The sequence below is a fragment of the Spirosoma fluviale genome, assembly GCF_900230225.1.
Lineage (GTDB): Bacteria > Bacteroidota > Bacteroidia > Cytophagales > Spirosomataceae > Spirosoma > Spirosoma fluviale.
Window position 1 is genome coordinate 350,191 of record NZ_OCNH01000007.1, and the last position, 20,672, is coordinate 370,862.

19 protein-coding genes are annotated in these 20,672 nt (G+C 49.4%); 6 read left to right on the plus strand and 13 right to left on the minus strand.

Annotated features, from left to right (window positions below; translation table 11 throughout):
* Nucleotides 1-171: 171 nt before the first annotated feature.
* The 3 genes from CRO74_RS28045 to sucD all read right to left on the minus strand — a co-directional run bounded on the left by CRO74_RS28045 (nt 172) and on the right by sucD (nt 3,169).
* Nucleotides 172-957 carry a uroporphyrinogen-III synthase gene (locus CRO74_RS28045; protein WP_097131046.1) on the minus strand — a complete coding sequence of 262 codons (786 nt, stop codon included), beginning with the start codon at nt 955-957 and terminating at the stop codon, nt 172-174.
* Nucleotides 958-1,054: 97 nt separating this feature from the next.
* Nucleotides 1,055-2,281, minus strand: coding sequence for a DUF4271 domain-containing protein (locus CRO74_RS28050; protein ID WP_097131048.1), 1,227 nt, complete (start codon nt 2,279-2,281; stop codon nt 1,055-1,057).
* A gap of 12 nt (nt 2,282-2,293) precedes the next feature.
* Nucleotides 2,294-3,169, minus strand: coding sequence for a succinate--CoA ligase subunit alpha (gene sucD, locus CRO74_RS28055; protein WP_097131050.1), 876 nt, complete (start codon nt 3,167-3,169; stop codon nt 2,294-2,296).
* Nucleotides 3,170-3,332: 163 nt separating this feature from the next.
* Here sucD and CRO74_RS28060 point away from each other — a divergent pair, with 163 nt between their 5' ends.
* A complete protein-coding gene (locus tag CRO74_RS28060) occupies nt 3,333-3,923 on the plus strand; it encodes a DUF6962 family protein (protein ID WP_179830326.1) in 591 nt (196 codons plus the stop codon).
* Between the two features lie 107 nt (nt 3,924-4,030).
* Nucleotides 4,031-5,128, plus strand: coding sequence for a DNA topoisomerase IB (locus CRO74_RS28065; RefSeq protein ID WP_097131055.1), 1,098 nt, complete (start codon nt 4,031-4,033; stop codon nt 5,126-5,128).
* A gap of 6 nt (nt 5,129-5,134) precedes the next feature.
* Here CRO74_RS28065 and CRO74_RS28070 read toward each other — a convergent pair whose 3' ends face one another.
* Complete coding sequence (locus CRO74_RS28070) at nt 5,135-5,827, minus strand: DUF421 domain-containing protein (RefSeq protein WP_097131057.1); 693 nt, start codon at nt 5,825-5,827, stop codon at nt 5,135-5,137.
* Between the two features lie 77 nt (nt 5,828-5,904).
* On the minus strand, nt 5,905-7,293 hold the full coding sequence (locus CRO74_RS28075; RefSeq protein ID WP_097131059.1) for a TolC family protein: 1,389 nt from the start codon (nt 7,291-7,293) through the stop codon (nt 5,905-5,907).
* A gap of 106 nt (nt 7,294-7,399) precedes the next feature.
* Between CRO74_RS28075 and CRO74_RS28080 the strand changes: the two genes are divergently transcribed.
* Nucleotides 7,400-9,031, plus strand: coding sequence for an amidohydrolase (locus CRO74_RS28080; protein ID WP_097131061.1), 1,632 nt, complete (start codon nt 7,400-7,402; stop codon nt 9,029-9,031).
* A 62-nt stretch (nt 9,032-9,093) separates the two neighbouring features.
* Here CRO74_RS28080 and CRO74_RS28085 read toward each other — a convergent pair whose 3' ends face one another.
* Both CRO74_RS28085 and CRO74_RS28090 read right to left on the minus strand, forming a co-directional pair.
* Nucleotides 9,094-9,558, minus strand: a complete 465-nt coding sequence (locus CRO74_RS28085) for a 3-oxoacyl-ACP synthase (RefSeq protein WP_097131063.1) — start codon at nt 9,556-9,558, stop codon at nt 9,094-9,096.
* A gap of 118 nt (nt 9,559-9,676) precedes the next feature.
* Nucleotides 9,677-12,103 carry a TonB-dependent receptor domain-containing protein gene (locus tag CRO74_RS28090; protein ID WP_097131065.1) on the minus strand — a complete coding sequence of 809 codons (2,427 nt, stop codon included), beginning with the start codon at nt 12,101-12,103 and terminating at the stop codon, nt 9,677-9,679.
* 425 nt (nt 12,104-12,528) lie between these two features.
* On the opposite strand from CRO74_RS28090, the gene CRO74_RS28095 reads away from it, so the two are divergent.
* A complete protein-coding gene (locus tag CRO74_RS28095; protein WP_097131067.1) occupies nt 12,529-13,626 on the plus strand; it encodes a GntR family transcriptional regulator in 1,098 nt (365 codons plus the stop codon).
* A gap of 184 nt (nt 13,627-13,810) precedes the next feature.
* On the opposite strand, the gene bla is transcribed toward CRO74_RS28095, so the two are convergent.
* The 5 genes from bla to CRO74_RS28120 form a co-directional block, all read right to left on the minus strand.
* Nucleotides 13,811-14,854: a class A beta-lactamase gene (gene bla / locus CRO74_RS28100; protein WP_097131069.1), complete on the minus strand. Its 1,044-nt coding sequence runs from the start codon at nt 14,852-14,854 to the stop codon at nt 13,811-13,813.
* A gap of 23 nt (nt 14,855-14,877) precedes the next feature.
* The gene (locus tag CRO74_RS28105; RefSeq protein WP_097131071.1) at nt 14,878-15,333 is read right to left on the minus strand and encodes a RidA family protein; all 456 of its coding nucleotides are present in this window, start codon (nt 15,331-15,333) and stop codon (nt 14,878-14,880) included.
* Between the two features lie 26 nt (nt 15,334-15,359).
* Complete coding sequence (locus tag CRO74_RS28110; protein ID WP_097131073.1) at nt 15,360-15,554, minus strand: hypothetical protein; 195 nt, start codon at nt 15,552-15,554, stop codon at nt 15,360-15,362.
* Between the two features lie 202 nt (nt 15,555-15,756).
* Complete coding sequence (locus CRO74_RS28115; RefSeq protein ID WP_097131075.1) at nt 15,757-16,632, minus strand: Rpn family recombination-promoting nuclease/putative transposase; 876 nt, start codon at nt 16,630-16,632, stop codon at nt 15,757-15,759.
* A gap of 221 nt (nt 16,633-16,853) precedes the next feature.
* A complete protein-coding gene (locus CRO74_RS28120; RefSeq protein WP_097131078.1) occupies nt 16,854-17,231 on the minus strand; it encodes a hypothetical protein in 378 nt (125 codons plus the stop codon).
* 246 nt (nt 17,232-17,477) lie between these two features.
* Between CRO74_RS28120 and CRO74_RS31750 the strand changes: the two genes are divergently transcribed.
* Nucleotides 17,478-17,627, plus strand: coding sequence for a hypothetical protein (locus CRO74_RS31750; RefSeq protein WP_179830327.1), 150 nt, complete (start codon nt 17,478-17,480; stop codon nt 17,625-17,627).
* A gap of 24 nt (nt 17,628-17,651) precedes the next feature.
* On the opposite strand, the gene CRO74_RS28125 is transcribed toward CRO74_RS31750, so the two are convergent.
* Nucleotides 17,652-18,926, minus strand: a complete 1,275-nt coding sequence (locus tag CRO74_RS28125; RefSeq protein WP_097131080.1) for a M20/M25/M40 family metallo-hydrolase — start codon at nt 18,924-18,926, stop codon at nt 17,652-17,654.
* 121 nt (nt 18,927-19,047) lie between these two features.
* Here CRO74_RS28125 and CRO74_RS28130 point away from each other — a divergent pair, with 121 nt between their 5' ends.
* Nucleotides 19,048-20,592, plus strand: coding sequence for a S10 family peptidase (locus tag CRO74_RS28130; protein WP_097131082.1), 1,545 nt, complete (start codon nt 19,048-19,050; stop codon nt 20,590-20,592).
* Nucleotides 20,593-20,672: the final 80 nt, after the last annotated feature.

Genomic DNA, 20,672 nt, shown 5'->3' on the forward strand with positions numbered 1-20,672 from the left:
GAACAGCTGTTGATAATTGGAGCAACGTTCTCGTGAACAATACCACAGTTTACAAGTAAACGCCCGCAACACCAAATTATTCAAATTATTAAGCCCAAAATAAAAGCAAAATGCCGGAAATGAGATGAAGAGCTCGATTCCGGCATCTAGCCTGTTGGTAACGGCTATCGTTTACAAATTGTTAGCCTTTTTTAGATACAGGTCCAATGCACCCGTCATAGAGGGCGCGTTTGGCAAAGGTGCTTCAATATCAAGGGTCAACCCTGCTTCAACAATCGCTTTGGCCGTTGTAGGACCGAAAGCGGCAAGTCGAGTACCGTTCTGATTGAAGTTGGGGAAGTTGCTCATTAATGAGTTTACACCCGATGGACTGAAGAAAGCAATAATATCATAGCTTTCAATGTCAAGGTCTGACAAATCGGTAGGTACCGTGTCGTACATCACCGCTTCAGTGAAGTGAAGACCACTGGTATCCATAAACTCCGGAATGTCATTCCGGCGAATGTTGGAGCAGGGGAACAGAAACTTCTCGTTCTTGTGCTTCTTGATCAGATCAAAAAGCTCGGTAGCTGTTTTTGTCCCGTTGAAGATTTTACGCTTCCGGATAACAATGTATTTCTGAAGATAATTAGCTGTCTGCTCCGAAATACAGAAGTACTTCATATCAGCTGGCACCTCAATTCGCCCTTCCTGGCAAATCCGAAAAAAATGATCGATGGCATTTCGACTGGTAAAAATAATAGCCGTATGTGCCAGGATATTTATCTTCTGACGCCGAAAATCTTTAAACGATTCTCCCTGTATCTGAATGAACGGGCGAAAATCTATCTGAAGATTATACTTGCTAACTAAATCAAAATAGGGAGATTTTTCGTCGGCGGGTCGGGATTGAGTCACTAACAGCCGGTTTACTTTCGTGAGCCGGTTTTCTGTGGATTGCATGCTTATTTCGTTCATTGAATCTCTACTCGGTTCAACAGCTGATTATCAATTGTAAGTACTCGCCTAAGCACTTGCTATTGAGAATAGGCTAACTTATCACTGCCCGTAACCATCAAAGTGCAAAACGCAACCCAATGATCAGCGGAATCAATTCAACGATGCAAAGGTACGAAAATAAATAAAGATTCTTGATAGGCTCAAGACTCCGTATAGCGAAGTACAACAACAATAATCGGGCAATGTAAAAAGCGATCAATGGCAACAGGAGCATATTAGGCACCCAAGTTGTCACATTTACATTATAGGCAACAACCGTTACAACAAGTGCGCAAGTGGTAAAGAACAGCAGTGACGATTGGAGGACCTTAAAGTAATGAACATAGATGATATCCTGTAATTTGTAAAGCCCCCCAATTACCTCCAGAAGAAAATATTTACTGATTAAACTCACAAACACTAGTCCGCTCACCAAAAAGTACTCGCCAGCCAGCCAGCCAAACTGCTGATTACCAAGTAACAATGCCCGTGAATCGAACACATCCAGGTTACGACTCTGCACAAAGACAATGAGATAAGCAATAATAAAGCTGAGATTGAGCGTAAAAAGCAGATTCGTACCGCTGAGAGGTCTATTTATTAAAAAAGATTCCTCCTGCGCCCGAAGCGATAAAAGATCTCCAAGACTGTAATACCGTTGAAAAGCCCGTTGGTAAAATGCAAAAAGGAAGGCATGGGTCGCCAGTAAAAACACCAGTCCTAAACTCAAAAAGTTATCATAAAGGGTTCGGGGACGAGGTCGAATACTCAGATTATCATCACTTAAAACAACTTGTTTCTGGGTAGCTGACTTTGGATAGCCTATGTACAACTGCTTATCATTCAGGCCAGGAGCACCATAAATGGTAAGAAAAATTTCCGGCTGGCGATAAACCTGAAATAAGCTGTCGATGCTCAGCACCTGCCACTCGTTGGCACGAAGTTTACGTTTAAGTGCCGCATTAACAAAGAGATAGCCATCCCGTCGGGTGGAGATCAGTAAGCTGTAGTGACGGTTGCTTTCGAGATCGATGTAAGCACTCAAGGCTGTCTCATCGGTATGCTGTTCTGTTATGTATGGAATGTAAGCCTTAGCTCCTTCGTCGTACACCAGAAAGTCGTCCCGAAAATCATGGATGGGGTAATAGCGTCCGTTTGGTCCAATTCCGGTAACGCGGGGCTGAGCGGTAACCGATAGAAAGAAAAAGAGCGAAAGAACAAACGACTGAAAGAGTGTTACCGGATGGATAAGTACCCAATTCCGCCTATACTTTTTCACTCGTTCGTTCTTTCGCTCTTTCACTCTTTACTGAGTTTATTTTCCTAAGGCTTTCAACATGGTATCGCCAATGAGCGCGGGAGATTCTACTACGTGAATACCACATTCGCGCATGATTGCCATTTTGGCAGCTGCGGTATCGTCCGCACCACCCACAATAGCCCCTGCGTGGCCCATCCGGCGACCTTTGGGTGCGGTTTGACCGGCAATGAAGCCAACAACCGGCTTGCGATTACCATCGGCCTGAATCCAGCGTGCGGCTTCGGCTTCCATACCTCCGCCAATTTCACCAATCATGACAATCGCTTCGGTATCCGGGTCGTTCATGAGTAGTTCAACGGCCTCTTTGGTCGTCGTGCCAATGATCGGGTCACCTCCAATACCAATAGCGGTCGACTGGCCCAAACCCGCTTTTGTCAGTTGGTCAACGGCTTCGTAAGTTAACGTCCCCGATTTAGAGACAATACCAATGGTTCCCTTGGTGAAGATGAACCCGGGCATGATGCCAACTTTGCATTCATCGGCGGTCATTACGCCGGGGCAGTTGGGACCAATCAGGCGAACATCTTTGCCGGAGAGGTAGTTTTTAACGGCTACCATATCTTCCGTTGGAATGCCTTCAGTAATGCAGATAATGACTTTGATACCGGCTTCGGCGGCTTCCATGATCGCATCGGCGGCAAAAGCGGGCGGCACAAAGATGATGGAGACATTGGCACCGGCCTGGTCAACAGCTTGCTGAACGGTATTAAATACAGGCCGGTCGAGATGGGTTTGACCACCCTTACCAGGCGTTACGCCCCCAACGACGTTGGTGCCATATTCAATCATCTGCTGGGCATGAAAACTGCCTTCCGAGCCGGTAAAGCCCTGGACGATAACTTTGGAGTCTTTGTTGACTAAAACACTCATGACGGTTTGTAAATCGTTGGCGATACGGTTAATTACTTACAGAAATAGGCAACGAAAGCAGCATAGATTCACAAAAATGGTCACCTTCTTTCTTCTTTCGTTGCGTAGGCCTGTATCTTTTAAAAAGTTGGGCAAAAGTAGCCGAAACTTCGTAAATTACGTGATGATTTTTTCGCACATCCTTTCCGGCTCTATTTTAGCCGGGGCGGGCGTCGGGGTGTTCTGGCACTTTTTTGGACGCATTTCCCTCTTCAATCGACTTTTATGGGGGTTCTTTTTGTTGACAACGTCAGTAGCGGCTCTTATCGGGGTAGCCCTTTTTGCCGGTAACGAATCGCTGGAACCGCTACACCGATCTATGATCGTTCTCTCTGATACACTGGGGGTTGTGTGCGTGGTGACGGCGGTTTATGCGCTGCTGAACCAGCGAACGCTCTCTTTGATCTCCTTTGTCACAACGATTCTTTTTGGCCTGTTTCTCTTCATTTCTCTTCTGCTGCCCGATGTGCGCGTCTTTACACCCATCGTGCCCTCAATGGGAATTTTGGCATTAATGCTGCTTGCCGTTTTTTCATTACTCCAGCGCAATAAACGAGGCCTTTGGGTTGTCCTGGCTGCCATGATGATGGGCTTAGCCACAAAAGCCGACTCGTTTAACAGCCTGATTCACCCAACGGATTTCTATCATTACGCTACGACATTATCTCTGTGGTTTTTTGGGAAAGCCTCCGACTGGCGCGTGGGTAGCCGGTAAGTCCGTATTCACTGTTCATCTGCTCGTTCAAAAAATTAGTCATATGGTTAACTAATGCCTTATCAAAGCAGTTACTCATTGACTAAATTTCTCAACACTCAACGAACGTGGATTTACTTGAATTGACGCATGACCCAGCCGAAACGGCCCGGGCCGCCCGACTGATTTATATGAGCGATACAATGCCCGGTATTAAACGCCAGCGCCTTGGGGATGAATTCAGGTACGTCGACCACAAAGGCAATGAATTGGAAGATGCCGACGCACTGACCCGTATCCGTAGCCTCATTCTTCCGCCAGCCTGGGAAAATGTCTGGATAAGCCCCAAAGCAAACGGGCATTTACAGGCTACGGGCATCGATACCAAAAACCGCAAACAATACCGCTATCATCCAAAATGGAACGCTATTCGGAGTCAGACAAAATTTTTTCGGATGGTGGCCTTTGGCGAAGCCCTGCCCCTATTGCGTGAACGGTTGGCAAAAGACCTTAAAACGCGTGAACTGACCCGCGAAAAAGTAATTGCCATTGCGCTGAGCGTTATGGAGCAAACGCTCATTCGGGTAGGTAATGCAGCTTACGAAAAAGAGTACGGTTCTTATGGCTTGACTACTCTGAAGGACCGGCACGTGAAACTGGAAGGCACCGAAGTCCGGTTCAGCTTCAAAGGTAAAAAAGGCATTTACCACGATATAACCCTTCACGACAGCCGACTTTCGCGCCTGGTAAAAGCCTGTCGTGATATTCCTGGTAAGGAGTTGTTCCAATATCTCGACGAAAACGGCGACCGCCACCCCATCGACTCCGGCATGGTAAACGCTTATCTGCACGAAACCATGGGAGACGAGTTTTCGGCAAAAGATTTTCGCACCTGGGCGGGTACGGTGAATGCCCTGCGGCTTCTGGCCGAACTGGAACCTTGCGAAACGGAGAAAGAGCTGAAGAAAAATGTGAACACTGTGCTGGATGAGGTCTCGCACAAGTTAGGAAATACCCGCACCGTTTGCCGAAAGCATTATGTCCATCCGCAGATTCTGGAAGCTTATGAATGCCAGGACCTAAATCCGTACATCAAGCAAAAAACGCGCTTTAAGCAAACCAGCCCGTATGGACTGGATGGGATCGAGAAATTGCTGTTGAAATTTTTGAAGGACGAAATCAAAACCGTGGTGAAAACCCCGGCAGCTAAAAAGCTAGTGGCATAGGCTGTATTAGTTTACAGCTTTTACCCACTTTGTCTGGTTGCAATGGCGGCAGTTTTCCGGACCGGCAGGTGCTGTAAACGACTGAACGTGTCCGCAATTGCAGCAGGCATATTTACCCGACTCCTCAATTTGTTCAGTGCTCTTTTTCAAGTCATTGGGCAAAATGGGCAGTCCGGCTTTGACTTCATCAGGCTTGAATTGGAAAATACTAAGTTGGCCGTTATGCTCCAGAATAGCGACACGCACCTGACCCAGATGTTCAACACCCTCAACGCGAAGGTCAGAAAAAAGCTCTTCAACGCTTAAATCTTCCTGATCGAAGTTCTGGGTAAGTATGCAGCCATCTTCGATAACATACACGGCTTTCCCTTCCAGCACATCACGAACTGTCTTATTTCGGTCACTGATATAAGTAGCGAGTTTGTAGCAACTCATCATAACAATGAACACCACAATGGCCGACGCGATTGGCACATCGTCGTAAAACATAGGGTCGCCTGCTGCGGAGCCTAGGCCAATAACCAGAACCAGTTCGTAAATGGATAGCTGCCGTACTTCCCGCTTGCCCGAAACGGTTAATGCGGTGAGCAGGATGACAAACATGAAGGCGGTCCTAAAGGCTACTTCGCCGAGGTAAGTCCATGGTAGATCATGGATAAACATTCGCCCCCAGTCGAAGGGCTGAACAGGTTCTGACATAATGAGTGGTGGCAAACAGGTACTGACTTTCGATGGCTTATTAACCCGCTTTTGTCAGTAACTGTTTGCCACAGGCTCTACTGCCCTAACTCCTGGGTGATGGTACTGCTCAGACGCAGTAACTCGATCTCGGCCGCTTTCGCATTAAATTCAGCCTCGATCAGGCGGGTTTGGGCGTTGATCGCATTTCGCTGAACATCGCGAAACTCGACGAATGTGGAGTTACCAATCCGGTAGCGGTCGTACGCAATATCGACGTTCTGATTAGCCAGCAGGTTGTTCTGCACTTCAAGGTTCAGCAGGCGAATGCTCGTCTGGTAAATCTGGTAGGTTTGCACCAATGCCAGTTGCAGTTGGAGTCGCTGATTATTTTCCTGGCTTTGTGCGATTAGCGTGTTTACTCGGGCGTTCTGAATCTGCCGTTTCAGGTTGTAGCCGTTGAAAATGGGAATCGTTGCCGTTATGTTGTAGGTCAGTGCGCCGGTACGGCCGGTTGCTACCCCAAAACCGCCCTGGTTATCCTGAAACTGGTAGTTATAGCCCGTCGTGGCCGACACGAGCGGTAATTGCTGGGCATTGGCCAGACGAACGTTTAAATCTGCAATGGTCCGGTTCAGTACGGCAGCCGCCAGAAACGGGTTATTTGTGCTTAGCGATTGTTGCAGTGGCTCCAGCTGAAGCGTTGGCCGGACAATGATCGTATCCCGTACGGCAAACTCGGCCTGCGGGTCGCGGATGAGTTGCGAGTTAAGTAAGGTTTTTGCGTTACGCAGCGCCTGCTCCTGCGAAATAAGCGCGGCACTGTCGGTATTATAGTCGACCTGAGCACTCAGAAAATCAACTTTCGAACGCGTTCCGACTTCGTAGTTGGCGCGGGCCAGTTCGAGCCGTTCGCGCGAAATATCGAGTGCCTGACTAAAGGCAATCAGGCGCTGCAACTGCCGCACAACATCATAATAACTGGTGGCTACACTGGCAACAGTAGCTTCGATGTTAGCCCGTGTGTTGACCGTACCAATTTTTACTAATTGGGACAATTGATTGTATAAAGTTGAGCGGGCATAGCCATTAAAAACCGTGTAATTCAGGTTAACACCTAAATTAGAGGTTCGGTTGAAGATACCGCTGGCTGATTGGGGAGGTCGAATGTTGTCAATAAATGTCTGACGGAAATTCTGTATACCACCGTTTGAGTTACCATTAAACGTAAGTATGGGCAGATAACCGGCATTACCCTTGGTAAAGTTGTTGCGGGCAATATCTTCCTGGGAGCGATTGATTTGAATCTGATAGTTCTTCTCAATAGACTGAGCGATAGCCTGTTGTAATGTCAACACTTCGCCGGGTTGCGGAATCGTAGCTACCGTGAAAGTTCGTTGCTGAGCACGTTGTATGGCATTTGGAGTTTGTTGAGCGAGGGCAGAAAAGGAGATACAGGTAAAAAATATCCAGCTACTGAGCTTCATTGAATTAAGGTTATCTAGGACAATTAAGACAAAATTACGAGAATCTGCGATTAGCTGGTTGGCTTATTAACTTTCTCCTAACTTGCAACTTTCCAAACCGTCCATTATGAACCGACTCGTACTGCTCATTCCCGTACTGCTTACTCTACTTTCCGGCTGCTCGTCCAGGAAAAAAGCCGATCTGCTCGTTACTAATGCCCGCATTTATACCGCCGATTCGAGCTTCTCCGTTGCCGATGCTTTTGTGATTAAAGACGGTAAATTTATTGCTGTTGGTCCCGGTTCTACCCTGAAAAGCGAATACGAAGCCGATAGTACAGCCGACCTCGGTGGACAGCCGGTGTATCCAGGCTTTTATGACCCCCACGCCCACTTCCTGGGGCTGGGCCAGGTACTTAGCCAGGCCGATCTGGTAGGCGCTGAGTCGTATGATGAACTGCTCGAACGCCTGAAAGTCTTTCATAAACAACACCCGGATGCTCTATGGCTTACCGGCCGGGGTTGGGACCAGAATGACTGGCCCGAAAAAGCGTTTCCAACCAAAGAAAAACTGGATGCGGCTTTCCCCGATGTTCCGGTGGCGCTGATGCGGGTAGATGGCCATGCCCTGTTCGTCAACTCAAAGGCGCTCCGACTGGCTCAGGTAACGGCGGGCTCCAAAATGCCAGGGGGCGAAATTATTCTTGCCAACGGGCAACCAACCGGAATTCTGGTCGACAACGCCATGCAACTAATCAAGCGGGTAATTCCCCAGCCCGACCTGTCCGATAAAGCGAAGATGTTGCTGGCAGCCGAAAAGGTTTGTGTGTCGCTCGGCCTTACAACGATTTCCGACGCGGGCATTAGCCCCGATGAAATTAACCTGATCGATAGCCTGCACAAAACGAACAAACTAAAAATTCGGGATTACGCGATGGTGAGCCTTGGTGAGCCAAATCTGAATTACTTTCTGAAACGCGGCCCGTTCCAAACCGACCGACTAACAGTGCGTTCGTTTAAACTGTATGCCGATGGCGCACTGGGTTCACGGGGGGCGTGTCTCCGGAAACCGTACAGCGACCGTCCCGAAACCGGCGGCTTTCTGCTGCTTGGCCCATCTGAACTGGAGCGGGTCAGCAAACTGCTGTACGACTCAAAATTTCAGGCCAACACGCACTGCATCGGCGATTCAGCCAACCACCTCATGCTCGATATTTACGGAAAGCTGCTGAAAGGCAAAAACGACCGGCGCTGGCGCATCGAACACGCTCAGGTGGTATCGGCCGATGATTTCTGGAAGTTTGGGCGGTACTCGATCATTCCATCCGTTCAGCCCACGCACGCTACTTCAGATATGTATTGGGCCACCGAACGACTGGGGCCTATCCGGGTGAAAGGGGCTTACGCGTTCAAAGACTTGATGAAACAGAACAACGTCATTGCATTCGGCAGCGATTTCCCGGTAGAAGCGGTGAACCCCCTGTTCGGCTTTCACTCGGCGGTAGCTCGGCAGGATGCCAAAAACTTCCCGAAGGGTGGTTATCAAATGGAAAACGCCGTTGACCGGAAATCGGCGTTGCTGGCTATGACGCGCTGGGCCGCTTATGCTTGTTTTGAAGACCAGCTGCGCGGCAGCATCGCTCCCGGCAAGCAAGCTGACTTTGTGATCCTCGACCGCGACATCATGACCGCCCCTACTCCTGAGCTACGGGCTACAAAAGTGAAGCAGACCTGGATTGGTGGCGAGAGAGTGTTTTAACTCTTCGACAGGATTAACAGGATTTGGCAACATCAATCCTGTTAATCCTGTCAAAAACTTCTTCAGAAAACCTCCTGTATCTGATACGCCATCTTGTTAAACGTGACGGTATCACCTACCCTATGCCCTGCCAGTAGCGTTCCAATGGGCGATGCCGCCGAGACAGCAAAGTAGTCGACGCCATCAAGTGCCATCTTTCCGGCCCCAATGCTTATAAAAAACAAGCCCCGATTGGTGATGGCTACACTACCGGGCTGCACGATTTCATAGCTTTTTTCGATAACCAGTTGCTTCAGTTCCCGTTCGATCTTTACCGCTTCGGCCAGCAGTTGCGCATGTCGATCCCGTTCGAGCTGGGCCATTGCCCGACCCGTTTCGTACTTATCCCCCGCGCTGCTTTTTGACTCCGAATTAGCCGCTTCCTGAGCCGCTTCCATCGCCTGCCGGGCGGTGTCGATACGCTTTTGAACGTAGCGCTGGCACAGGGCAAAAAGCCCGACTTTGATTTGGTGGTGTGTATCTGTCAAGTTGATGTCAGTTAGTGATCCGCTGCCCTTTCTGGCGGGCAAACTTCCGCGAGAATGACAACTCAGCAAACCCTAAACAGGTTCATAACAGCACCCGTATCGTGCGTACTGACAGCGATTAAAACTCTCCTTCACCGGGCTCTTTCATCTTCTTTTTAGCCTGGTGCAGCCTGTAATTCAACGTTAGATTAAACTGGCGTAAACGCCCCTGCGAGTTGCTTTCTGTGTAGAAGTTGGCTCCTTCCGTGATGGAGCGATACCGACGTGAATTGAACACATCAATGACGTTGAACACCAGCGTTCCATTATTTTTGAGAATGTCCTTGCTGAACGAGAGGTCCAGCGTAGCAATGGCTTTCCGGCTTCCCTGTGGCGTTTTTTGCGGGGCTTCATAGTTTCCCCGCATCTGAATGTCCATATTTTTCAGAACCGTAAAACGGGATGTCAAGCGGGTAAACCAGCTGTACGTATCGCTCTGGTAACTCGCGTCCAGATTACCACCGTTGGTAACAGCCCGGAAGAGATTAACGCTTCCGTCCAGCTTCCACCATTTGTAAAGCGCATAAGACCCCGTAAACTCCGCACCATACGAGTCTTCGGTAGCGAGGTTTTCGGGGCGGGTGTTGGAGTTCCCCTGCTCATCGACCCGCCGAATCCGAATGATTTTTCCCGTTGTGTGCCGGTAATAGATCGACGAACTCATCGACCCTTTTTCGACGTACTTGATGTGCCCAATCTCGAACGCGTTTGTGAACTCGGGATTCAGGTCGGGATTACCGCTGAAGAAGTTACGGTTATCGCTGAAGGTCATGAACGGGCTCAAATCGTTGTACTGGGGCCTGCGCACCCGGCGGCTGTAGCTGATTTGTAAGGCATGCTGACGGGGCAGATCGTAGGTGGCGTGTACACTCGGAAAGAGGTTGGCGTAGCTACGCGGGTTCACGTCGTTAGTTTGTTTGAGGGTGGTCGTTACATCGGTCCACTCGGCCCGGAGGCCCATCTGATAGGAAAACTTCCGCATCTTGTTGCCCACAATTCCGTACAGGGCGTTGATCTTTTCGACATACAGAAAATCATTGGTCAGGCCCGGCAATGGTGTCCAGGAGCCACCCAGACTCTGCTGCGTAACGGTATAATCGTTGGTCATGTCCCGCGAGCTCAGGCGCATCCCGCCTTCCAGCTTACCGTCTTTGGCAAACGGCTGCACATAGTCGACCTGAATAAGTAGTTGTTTCTCGGTTTCGTCATTGATCGACCGCTGGAGAACGTCCGGTACAGCCGAGGGTTTGCCATCCGGCTGAAGCATTTTCTGGGTGAAGAACTGGTCTGATTTTTCCCAGTTGTCGAGGTAGCGAATGTCGGCGGTAAGTTCGTGTCCTTGCCGGGCAAACGTTTTTTTATAACTTACCACATACTCCGAGTTTGGCTCTGTTTCGGTCTCATCCTGCGTCCGGTTCGTAATCGCCTGAACGGTGTGGTTGGAGTTGGGCAGGTAATCGAGGTATTGAATATCCGCAAAGCGCTTGCCCTTGCTGAGCCGCCAGGTATAAGACGCCGTTAGAATGCTCTTCGGACTGAAATAGTAGTCGATACCGGCGCGGGCGTTGTTATTCTGCCCTTTAAGGTTATTAGTTGAATTTTGCCGGTAAACAAAGGTTGTATTAGCATCGTACACTTCTTGATACAGCGAACTCCGGCCGGGTGTATTCCGGAAGGAAGCGGTGTAATTAACGAAGAAATTCAGATTCTTACGTCGGTAATTGACGTTGGCCGCTGCTCCGAAGTTACTCGGATAACCCGTAATGACGTCGAACGAGCCATTAATGCCTTCTTTTCGTTCTTTCTTAAGAACAATATTGATAATACCTCCCATGCCCTCAGCTTCGTAACGCGCCGATGGATTGGTGATCACCTCAACCCGCTCGATGATGCTGCCCTGCAATTGCTGAAGGCCGCTCCCCCCTTTGAAGCTCACCAGCCCGGAGGGTTTTCCGTCAATCAGAATCCGAACGCTGTTACTCCCGCGCAGGCTAACGTTACCCTCCCCATCAACGGCCACAGAAGGTATGTTTTTCAAAATGTCCGAAGCTGTTCCACCCGCGTTTGCCAGGTCTTTGCCAACGTTGAAAATCCGTTTATCGAGGGCTAATTCCATCTGGCTTTTCTCGCCCATCACCACCACCTCGTCGAGTCGCTTTGCCGTTGCCGTCAAGGTTAGGGTACCGAGTTGCTTGTCCTGGTCACCAAGCGCAAAACCCGGAATAATTTTTTCCAGAAAAGACACGGCACTGATTTTTAAAAAGTAGTTTCCCGGCCTGGTTTGCAGTGCAAACACGCCGGATTCATCGGCCACTACCCCCGTAACCAACGTGGAGTCGGCGGTTCGATGCAACGCAACGGTTGTAAAGGGGATAGGCGCTTTCTTTTCGTCGACGAGGGTGCCTCTCACCCAAGCCTGGCGTTGATTACCAGCGGTCTGGGCAACTGACAGGATTGGCAACAAGAAGAGAAAGAGAGCAATAAGGTGTGTAGACGTTCGATCCATAGTTGAGTAGCCAGCGCGTAGAAGTCAGAGAGGAGAGTAAGAAATTCGTTTAAACCGTACTTCTCACATAAAGGCACAGCACCGGTCCATCTACCAATGATCAATTATTGAATCAACCGGTCATCAGTGTAGATAACGACGCGTTTACTCGATATTTTCTTGGATAAGTATAATTTTTCAAACCATTGTACCATCACGAATAGTATTTCTTTCAACTAAAAAACCTAGCCTTAATGCTTTATTATTTACAATAATTTATTACTTAAATACCCTTTCTAATTGCTTTCGGCAACGATTGCATAAAAATAGTGAGCTACATATTTCTTTATTTATCGTTTAATTTTGAAACTTATAGAACGTAGACGTAAATGTATTGGGGGTAGAGAGATACCTTCTCTCAGAAAAATACATAAAACAGTACTAGCATGGTTGATAAAGTTATTACGCAGAACCAGGGACGCCGTCAACCGTACGGAAGCTTTGTCGATGTTTATTGCAACACCTTTTCTCCGGTTTACAAGCTTCAGTTCAACCCAAAAGATAAAACCCCTAAGTACAAGCAGATTGTCCAGTCTGTCATAACGGACATTGAGCGGGGCGTGCTGAAAAACAACGAGCAACTCCCCTCCATCAGTGAGTTAAGCGTTGAATATTACCTGGCGCGCGACACCGTTGAGAAAGCTTACCGCGAACTTCGGGAGCGGGGTTACATTACCTCGGTGCAGGGCAAAGGTTATTATGTGCAGAGCCAGTCGACCACCAAACTCAAAATCCTTCTGGTTTTCAATAAACTTAGCTCGTACAAGAAGATAATCTATTACGCATTCCTGAAAGCGCTTGGCGATAAAGCGACCGTCGATCTTCAGATTCATCACTACAACGCACGTCATTTCCAGGAGATCATCGAGAAGAATCTCGGCAAATACAACTACTACGTTGTTATGCCGCACTTCACGCAGGATCTGGACAAAGCGAACTACCTGAGCGTCCTTGAGTCGATACCGCCCAATGAACTAGTCCTGCTCGACAAAGACGTGTCGGAGTTAGGAAGCTCACCCCTGACTGTTTACCAGAACTTCGACAAAGACATCTGCGAAGCGCTGGAGAACGCGCAGGATTTACTGACGAAATACAGCCGGATGGTGCTCACCCTGCCCAGCGACGGCAATTACCCATCAGAAATAGCGCATGGATTCCGGTCGTTTTGCGTCAATTTCGATAAAGACTTCAGCATCAAGGAAAACGCCATCGACGAGACCATTCAGCCGGGCACCGCCTACGTGGTTGTGGAAGAAACAGACCTGTCGGAGTTGGTGAAGAAGGTCCGCCAGTCCAACTACGAACTCGGCCGCGACATTGGAATTATTTCGTTCAACGAAACGACGCTCAAGGAGTTGCTGAACATCACGGTCATCACCACCGATTTTGAAGCGATGGGCTATACGGCAGCCTCACTTTTGCTGGACAACAAACGGATTAAAGTCAAAAACCCCTTCTACATGATCCGGCGCGGGTCGTTGTAATTTGGTGGAGTGGGTGGAGTGAGTGTAGTGAGTGTACTTGTATCAGACAGCATCCTGCTGTTTGGCCGTCAGGCTAAAAATTGCCGTAATCAGCCAAGTTGAAACGGGGCAAGCAGTCTATTCTTAGGCTAGCGGCCAGACAGCAGGATACTGTCTGATACAAGTACACAATTACCCCACTCCACTAATTTTGAAAAAGGAAGTAATCGTAAATAGTGCGGGTTACCTCGGCGATGGTCCGTTCGCGCACAGCACCCTCTTTTTTAGAGGCTTTGACGAAAACGGAAATTGCGACGTGTCCGGCGTTGTCGGGCAGGGTGATGATTCCCACATCGCTGGCGGTAAGGCCTATAGTACCAGTCTTGTGCAATACTTCGGTATTAGGCGGCAAGGCTCCTTTCAGCCGGGCGAGACCCGTTTCACAACGCTTCATAATGTCCAGCATCAACGCCTGACTGGCAGGTTTAAGAACCGGCTGGGTGTAGAGTTTGGTCAATAAAAGCGTCATGGCCTCCGGCGTGGACGTATCCCGAATGTCGTTCTCAAACGCTACGTAACTCGCCATTCGTTTTTCGGCGGTGCTGAATTTAGCCAGCGAATCATAACGGGCAGGCGACCAGGCCTGATTCATGTCCATCGGAATACCCACGCAGTCGGCAATGAGCCAGGCCGTGGGCCGGTCGACCCGTAAGCCCTCAACACCAATCCGTTTCATACAGGCATTCACCGCAGCAGGGCCACCGGCCAGTCGAAGGCAAATATCCGTCGCGCTGTTGTCGCTAATGAGCAACATCAGTTCGAGCAGACTTCTCACCGACAGCGAGAGATCAGTAGCTGGCGAATTGGGCCAGTTAAACCGCTCCGACAACATCCCACTGCCGGGATGAAAATCCGTTTTGACAATCGGAATAAGCTGGTTGAGGGCGAGGCTGCCGCTGTCGACCCGGCTCAGTAATTGAGTAGCTATGGCCACTTTGTACGAGCTGGCCATTGGAAAGTGATCCTTCCCATTCTGCGTGATGGTCTTTCCACTCTCAATATGAACAGCGCAGATACCAACGGTGCCTTCCGACATATTGGACAGGCGCAGAAGCTCTTTTTCGAGCCTTACCGGTACGGCAAAAGCCGGTACAGGCGCAATTCCCTTATTCGGTTTAGGCTTTTGAGCAACCGCCAGCAACGTACAGCAAATCAGGACAAAGGTCAGGAGTCGAGTCAATGTGTTCATTAATCAAGGGTCTGGAGATGAATCTACTTCTTTTTCTGAGGCATGGCGGCCGTCATGGTCATCTCGACGCTGGACCCGAAGACCAGCTTAGCCGCCCCAATGGTGGCTCGGGCCGGGTACGAACCTTCCTTGAAATACTGCTTGTAAATGGCGTTCATCTTCGGGAAATCGTCCATATTGCTCAGGTAAACCGTCACGTTCACCACATCATCGAGAGAAGCACCGGCATCCTCCAGAATGGTTTTGATATTTTTGATGGTCTGAACGGTTTCCGCTTCGATACCGCCCTCAACCAGTTTACCGGTTTGCGGGTCCGTTCCCACCTGACCCGAAACAAACAGGAACCCGTTACTAATTACTCCCGGACTAAAGGGATAGGGCGTTGCGGGCGCAACCCGCGCTTTTACGATCTGTTTGTGCTGACCGGATACCGAAAGGCTTACACTGACCGACAGGAGGCAAAGGAGAAGATACTTCATAGGAGCAAATGATTAATCAGGTTGTTTTAAAAAGGTAGAAACGCCCTCAATTTCGACAGAAAATCCAGCAAAACGGTGTTATATCCGTCTTTTGAATTCAGGAAGGTCTTTTTGGGAACGGAAAACAGGCAAACGCCCGCAATCAGGAGAATGAAGCGTATGCGCCTATTCGTTTTGTAATGGATCAGGTCACGCCCGCGAAATGGGGGACTTAGCGACATGGTGGCATTGGTGGGTCAGGGCCTAACAGTGAGTTTATATACTGCCGAGTTCCTGTCAGGGAACGTATCCAAAAGCACTTTATAACCGGTTCACCCAACGCCAATGCGTGTTGATGGTGAGCGTAGGAAGTTTTTTCGGAATCGCACGGTTAGTCTGTCAATCTTAACTTCGGAACGAGTGGCCTGTCGCCGGAAGCCCGACTTATGGTTTTTGGGTTAACCCTCGTTGAATTTCAAGAACAAAATCAGTAGAGACTCCATTGTCTTCAGCTATTTCTTCAACTGTAAGTTTGCCTCGATTGAGGGCTTTTTTTACTGCTTCTGTTTTTACTTCCGATTTTGCTTCCTGAATCTTTTTATTCTCATTCTCCACCGCCAACGCATTAGCGGATAAAGTCATCTCGTAAGCCATACGTTTTTCGGGGGTCATGGCCCGCGTGTCCAACTCCTTTATTGCTGCTTCTAACCACTCCTCATTCCAGAACTGGGGAAACTGCTTGGGTTTGGTAGCTTTGTGTATGGTCTTCATCGTATAAATGAGTTTGTCCAAATCAGTCTGGACACTAACTAAACGCTTTTTGAATTTAGCTAATTCTACTGTGATAAACGAAGTCTGATCGTCAATCAGTTCGCCTTTTTCGTTTTTCAAAACGGCAATGTTATGATAATCAGCAACGTCTGGAAAGATATTAACAGCCAAAATGCCAATGCAATAAATTCTAGGTAAGCCTTCAAATCTGTATTTACCTTTCCGAATCAGGGTGTTCAAACGATAGAATGAGTAGAATTTCATACGCTGAATAAAGTCAGGGTACTTGCTCAACTGCATTTCGACAATAAACTGATTGCCGGTTTCATCGACGCAAGCTATATCATAAATCCCGCTTCGACTGTCTTTGGTTAGCCCTGGAATCTCACTCTCTATAAACTCTACTTTGGCAATGGCTACGGTCGATTGGATAAGAGCCTGTAAAGCTCTGCGCAAGAACCGCGTATCGGACTCATTGCCAAAGGTCACTTTAAAGCCGTAGTCGGAGAGAATCGAAATAAACCGCTCATTATCATTGTACAAATTCATGCAGTAAAGTTATCGGAAAGAGTCCAAACCCTTGTTAAAGAGTTTGGACTGTCGTAAGGAGGCTGGACGTTGAAACCCCAAAGTCCTCCCGACTCAGGCGTTTGGCTTGTCAACGGGAGCCGACCAACGAATCAAAGTATGCCAACGCGGAGCGAAGCACTAATACACATAATGGCATATCTTGTTAATTCCTTACAAAATCAGCACTCCAGAACTGATATTTATTCTGGACGCTTGAATATGACCACTTCAGGAAGGTTCTTTCTGTAGGCAGGCATCACTTTCTTTTTACTAACAACGCGAGTTTTGGAAAGGGCGCCAAATACCCAAACTTCTTTCTGTTGATGAACTACTTTGCTATAGGCAGGTATGCCGGTTAAGTAGCTAGCCGATTCCGCTGTAATAGTATCTCCAACCGGAATATTTGCTTTACGTGCTCCATCCGGTGGTTCACTAAGATAGCATTCCAACGATTGTTCAGCTACTAACTGGTATTGATAAACCTGATCTCTTACTTGATGAGCAGGAATCTGACAAGCAAATAAACTTAAGATGCTACCAGTTAAAATCAGTTCATACTTAACGGTTGTTGTGAGCATAAAACTTACTTCTCATCAAGAGCTGACTGATTCGTAATATTTTTCTGATCAGGGCGCTGCCTGTGTCGCCAGAAACCCAGAAATTGAGACTTGAAAGCTGCCTGTCGGGGCATTTATTCTGTCAACAGGCGGCTGATAAAGGAACTTTTGAAATTTCCCAATTGGCGAGCCAACTATCGCTCGAAAGATGACAAATAAGCTTGATTTCCATAACAAGCCCTGCGGCCGGTCGAACGGTACCCGCCCATGCCTGCCATCTTGGCCGGTTCACCCAACACACCAGTGTACGCAACAACACAGAACGACAATCAACCTCATCCGATCCACGACTATACGAACCATCACCCAAAAGAACACCTCCACCCTTACACCACCAACTCAACCCCATCAAAATAACTAAGTATCACGCAAATGAGTCCCCTACCGCGTCAGCCTATAGATAAACAAAGCGGTGCGTTGAATCAGCGAGGGGAATTCTTTGGTGTTGATGGTTTCCTCGATACTGTGTGCCCCTTTGCCCGATGCGCCCAGACCATCCAGGCAGGGCATGTACTGCGCCACAAACGACACGTCGCCAGCCCCGCGTGCGCCGGGGTCAAAAGCGCTAACGGGACCCAGTCCCATATCCCGGCTAAGCTTATCCAGTTGCTTGCGGAGTTCGTCGTTGGCAGCGGTTGGCTCCATAGACGGGATGCCATCGGAGAAGGAAATCGTGGCTTTGGTCTGGGGTAAGCTTTTATCGACAATCTCGCGCATTTTGGCGCGGGCGCTCTCCTTCTGGCTTTCGGTCAGGAAACGCAGGTCGCCTTGTACCAAAGCCGTTTCAGCCACGATATTGGTTTTACCGATGGTTTCGGCTTTGGCGGTCTTATCGTCGTACCGCACTTCAGAACCGCCCACAATCAGGCCGGGGTTGAACGTCAGGTATTGCTCCTGCCCCAGCGTCCGCCGAAACTCGTTCAATATCCGAACGGCTTCATAAATGGCTCCGTAGCCCATTTCGCTGAAAATCCGGGAGGAGTGACCGGTACGCGCTTTCACGTTCAGCGTCCAGCCGCTGGCACCCCGCCGTCCGGTCGTTACGCTGCTTAAACCCTGCGCCGTCTCAAACGCCAGGGCGATATCACACTTCCGCGCCCGTTCAATGAAGTCAGCCCGGCTGGCGGCCCCTCCCCCGCTCTCTTCATCGCCCGTGAAGTAAATGGTGATGGATGTATCATCGAGCAGCTTCTGAGCATGGAGCGCTTTCAGAGCCGCAATCACCAGCACATCGCCCCCTTTCATGTCATTGACACCCTGCCCGGAGGCAGTGGAGTCATTGATTCGGGTGAACGGCTCCATGGGCAGGCTCTTTTCGAAGACGGTATCCAGATGCCCGATCAGGAACAGTTTTTTCCCTTTTTTGCCCTGCCGGGTAGCCACCAGATGCCCGGCCCGGTTGAGTGAGTCAGGCAACGTAACCCATTCTGTTTTAAAGCCGAGCTTATCGAGTTCGTCTGACATCAGCTTGCCAACCGTCCGGACGCCTTCTTTGTTGAGGCTGCCACTGTTGATGTTGACAACCTTTTCAAGAAAGGCTTCCGTTTCCGGCATCTGCTTTTTGACAGTGGCAATAACGCTCGCTTCGGGTTTCGACAGCGACTGGGCCGACACGCCATAACCGGCGAGTAACAAAAGGGCAAAAAGCTGTTTCATGGACAGTTTGGTTAGGTACCCGGCTAAAATACGGAATACAATTCTGTTATTCTCACTATCTTCGGTCGAAAAATACGCGCCTGGATGACATTCTCTTCCGGCTACACTCATCCCTATATCCATGAAACAGATTTCCCTCTTGCTGCTTATCTGCTGCCAAACCCTGATCAGCACCTACGCACAGAAACCCACCACCGACAAAGCACAGCCTAAAGAAGAAAAACCTTCTTCGCTCAGCCGAAGCCTGAACATCGACTCGCAGGTAGTAACCAACGGTCAGGTAACGATCAAAGGCCAGCGCGTTCCTTACAAAGCCACCGTAGGTACCATTCCCGTTTGGGATGAAGAAGGCAAACCCGTTGCCGGGGTCTTCTTTACCTATTTTGAACGCTCCGATGTGGCCGATCGGGCGGCTCGTCCGCTGGTGATTTCCTTTAACGGTGGCCCCGGTACGGCATCCGTCTGGATGATGATTGGCTATACCGGGCCCCGTATCCTGAAAATTGACGACGAAGGCTACCCCATTCAGCCCTACGGCATCAAAGACAACCCGAACTCGATTCTGGACGTTGCCGACATCGTTTACGTAGACCCGGTCAACACCGGCTTCTCGCGTCCGGTCAACAAAGACGTTCCCGCAGCGAAGTTGTTTTTCGGCGTCAATGCCGATATCAAGTACTTGGCCGATTGGATCAACACCTTCGTGAGTCGCTACAACCGCTGGGCATCGCCCAAGTACCTGATTGGTGAAAGCTACGGCACCACCCGCGTGTCGGGTCTGGCGCTGGAATTGCAGAATGCCCACTGGATGTACCTCAATGGTGTGATTCTGGTATCGCCAACCGATCTGGGTATCGAGCGGGATGGCCCGGCGAAAGGCGTGTTGAAACTGCCTTATTTTGCGGCAACGGCCTGGTACCACAAAGCCCTCCCCGCCGATTTGCAGAAGAAAGACCTGACCGAGATTTTACCCGAAGTCGAGAAATTCACCATTCAGGAATACCTGCCCGCCCTGGCGCTGGGTGGCTCTATCAGCGATCAGAAACGAAAAGAAATAGCGGCCAAAGTAGCCCGATATTCGGGTATTTCAGAAACGGCGGTCATGCAGCAGAATCTGGACGTGCCGACTAATTTCTTCTGGAAAGAACTCCTGCGCGACAAGAGCCAGACGGTAGGTCGGCTGGACTCCCGGTATCTGGGTATGGACAGCAAAGACGCCGGTATTGCTCCCGATTATAACTCTGAGCTAACCTCCTGGCTGCATTCGTTTACGCCCGCCATCAACATGTTCATGCGCGACGAACTGAACTATAAAACCGACCTCAAATACTACATGTTTGGCCCTACGTTTCCCTGGGACAACAGCAACAATAAAACCGGCGAAAACCTGCGGCAGGCCATGGCGCAGAACCCTTACCTGCATCTGCTGGTACAGTCGGGTTATTACGATGGTGCCTGCGATTATTTCAATGCCAAATACAACATGTGGCAAATGGACGCTAGCGGCAAGCTGAAAGAGCGGATGGATTGGGAAGGTTACCGGAGCGGTCACATGATGTACCTCCGCAAAGAAGACCTTGCCACCAGCAACGAGCACCTCCGCAAGTTTATCCAGAAAAGCACGCCAAAAAACAGCGAACCCGCCAAATATTCGGGAAGCCGCTAGCGGTATGGGTGGTTGTAGCTGGCGCGAGTATTTGCCCGTGCCTGTTATTTTGCAAGCCGGTCCAGCGTCCCGGTTCGCTT

What these genes read in the sequence shown, in the direction of transcription:
- CRO74_RS28075 (WP_097131059.1), bottom strand. Translation starts at nt 7,293, where the DNA reads ATGAAGCTCAGTAGCTGGATATTTTTTACCTGTATCTCCTTTTCTGCC.
- CRO74_RS28105 (WP_097131071.1), bottom strand. Translation starts at nt 15,333, where the DNA reads ATGAAGTATCTTCTCCTTTGCCTCCTGTCGGTCAGTGTAAGCCTTTCG.
- CRO74_RS28045 (WP_097131046.1), bottom strand. Translation starts at nt 957, where the DNA reads ATGAACGAAATAAGCATGCAATCCACAGAAAACCGGCTCACGAAAGTA.
- CRO74_RS28130 (WP_097131082.1), top strand. Translation starts at nt 19,048, where the DNA reads ATGAAACAGATTTCCCTCTTGCTGCTTATCTGCTGCCAAACCCTGATC.
- CRO74_RS28115 (WP_097131075.1), bottom strand. Translation starts at nt 16,632, where the DNA reads ATGAATTTGTACAATGATAATGAGCGGTTTATTTCGATTCTCTCCGAC.
- CRO74_RS28060 (WP_179830326.1), top strand. Translation starts at nt 3,333, where the DNA reads ATGATTTTTTCGCACATCCTTTCCGGCTCTATTTTAGCCGGGGCGGGC.
- bla (WP_097131069.1), bottom strand. Translation starts at nt 14,854, where the DNA reads ATGAACACATTGACTCGACTCCTGACCTTTGTCCTGATTTGCTGTACG.
- CRO74_RS28080 (WP_097131061.1), top strand. Translation starts at nt 7,400, where the DNA reads ATGAACCGACTCGTACTGCTCATTCCCGTACTGCTTACTCTACTTTCC.
- CRO74_RS28125 (WP_097131080.1), bottom strand. Translation starts at nt 18,926, where the DNA reads ATGAAACAGCTTTTTGCCCTTTTGTTACTCGCCGGTTATGGCGTGTCG.
- CRO74_RS28120 (WP_097131078.1), bottom strand. Translation starts at nt 17,231, where the DNA reads ATGCTCACAACAACCGTTAAGTATGAACTGATTTTAACTGGTAGCATC.
- CRO74_RS28110 (WP_097131073.1), bottom strand. Translation starts at nt 15,554, where the DNA reads ATGTCGCTAAGTCCCCCATTTCGCGGGCGTGACCTGATCCATTACAAA.
- CRO74_RS28090 (WP_097131065.1), bottom strand. Translation starts at nt 12,103, where the DNA reads ATGGATCGAACGTCTACACACCTTATTGCTCTCTTTCTCTTCTTGTTG.
- sucD (WP_097131050.1), bottom strand. Translation starts at nt 3,169, where the DNA reads ATGAGTGTTTTAGTCAACAAAGACTCCAAAGTTATCGTCCAGGGCTTT.
- CRO74_RS28070 (WP_097131057.1), bottom strand. Translation starts at nt 5,827, where the DNA reads ATGTCAGAACCTGTTCAGCCCTTCGACTGGGGGCGAATGTTTATCCAT.
- CRO74_RS31750 (WP_179830327.1), top strand. Translation starts at nt 17,478, where the DNA reads ATGCCTGCCATCTTGGCCGGTTCACCCAACACACCAGTGTACGCAACA.
- CRO74_RS28095 (WP_097131067.1), top strand. Translation starts at nt 12,529, where the DNA reads ATGGTTGATAAAGTTATTACGCAGAACCAGGGACGCCGTCAACCGTAC.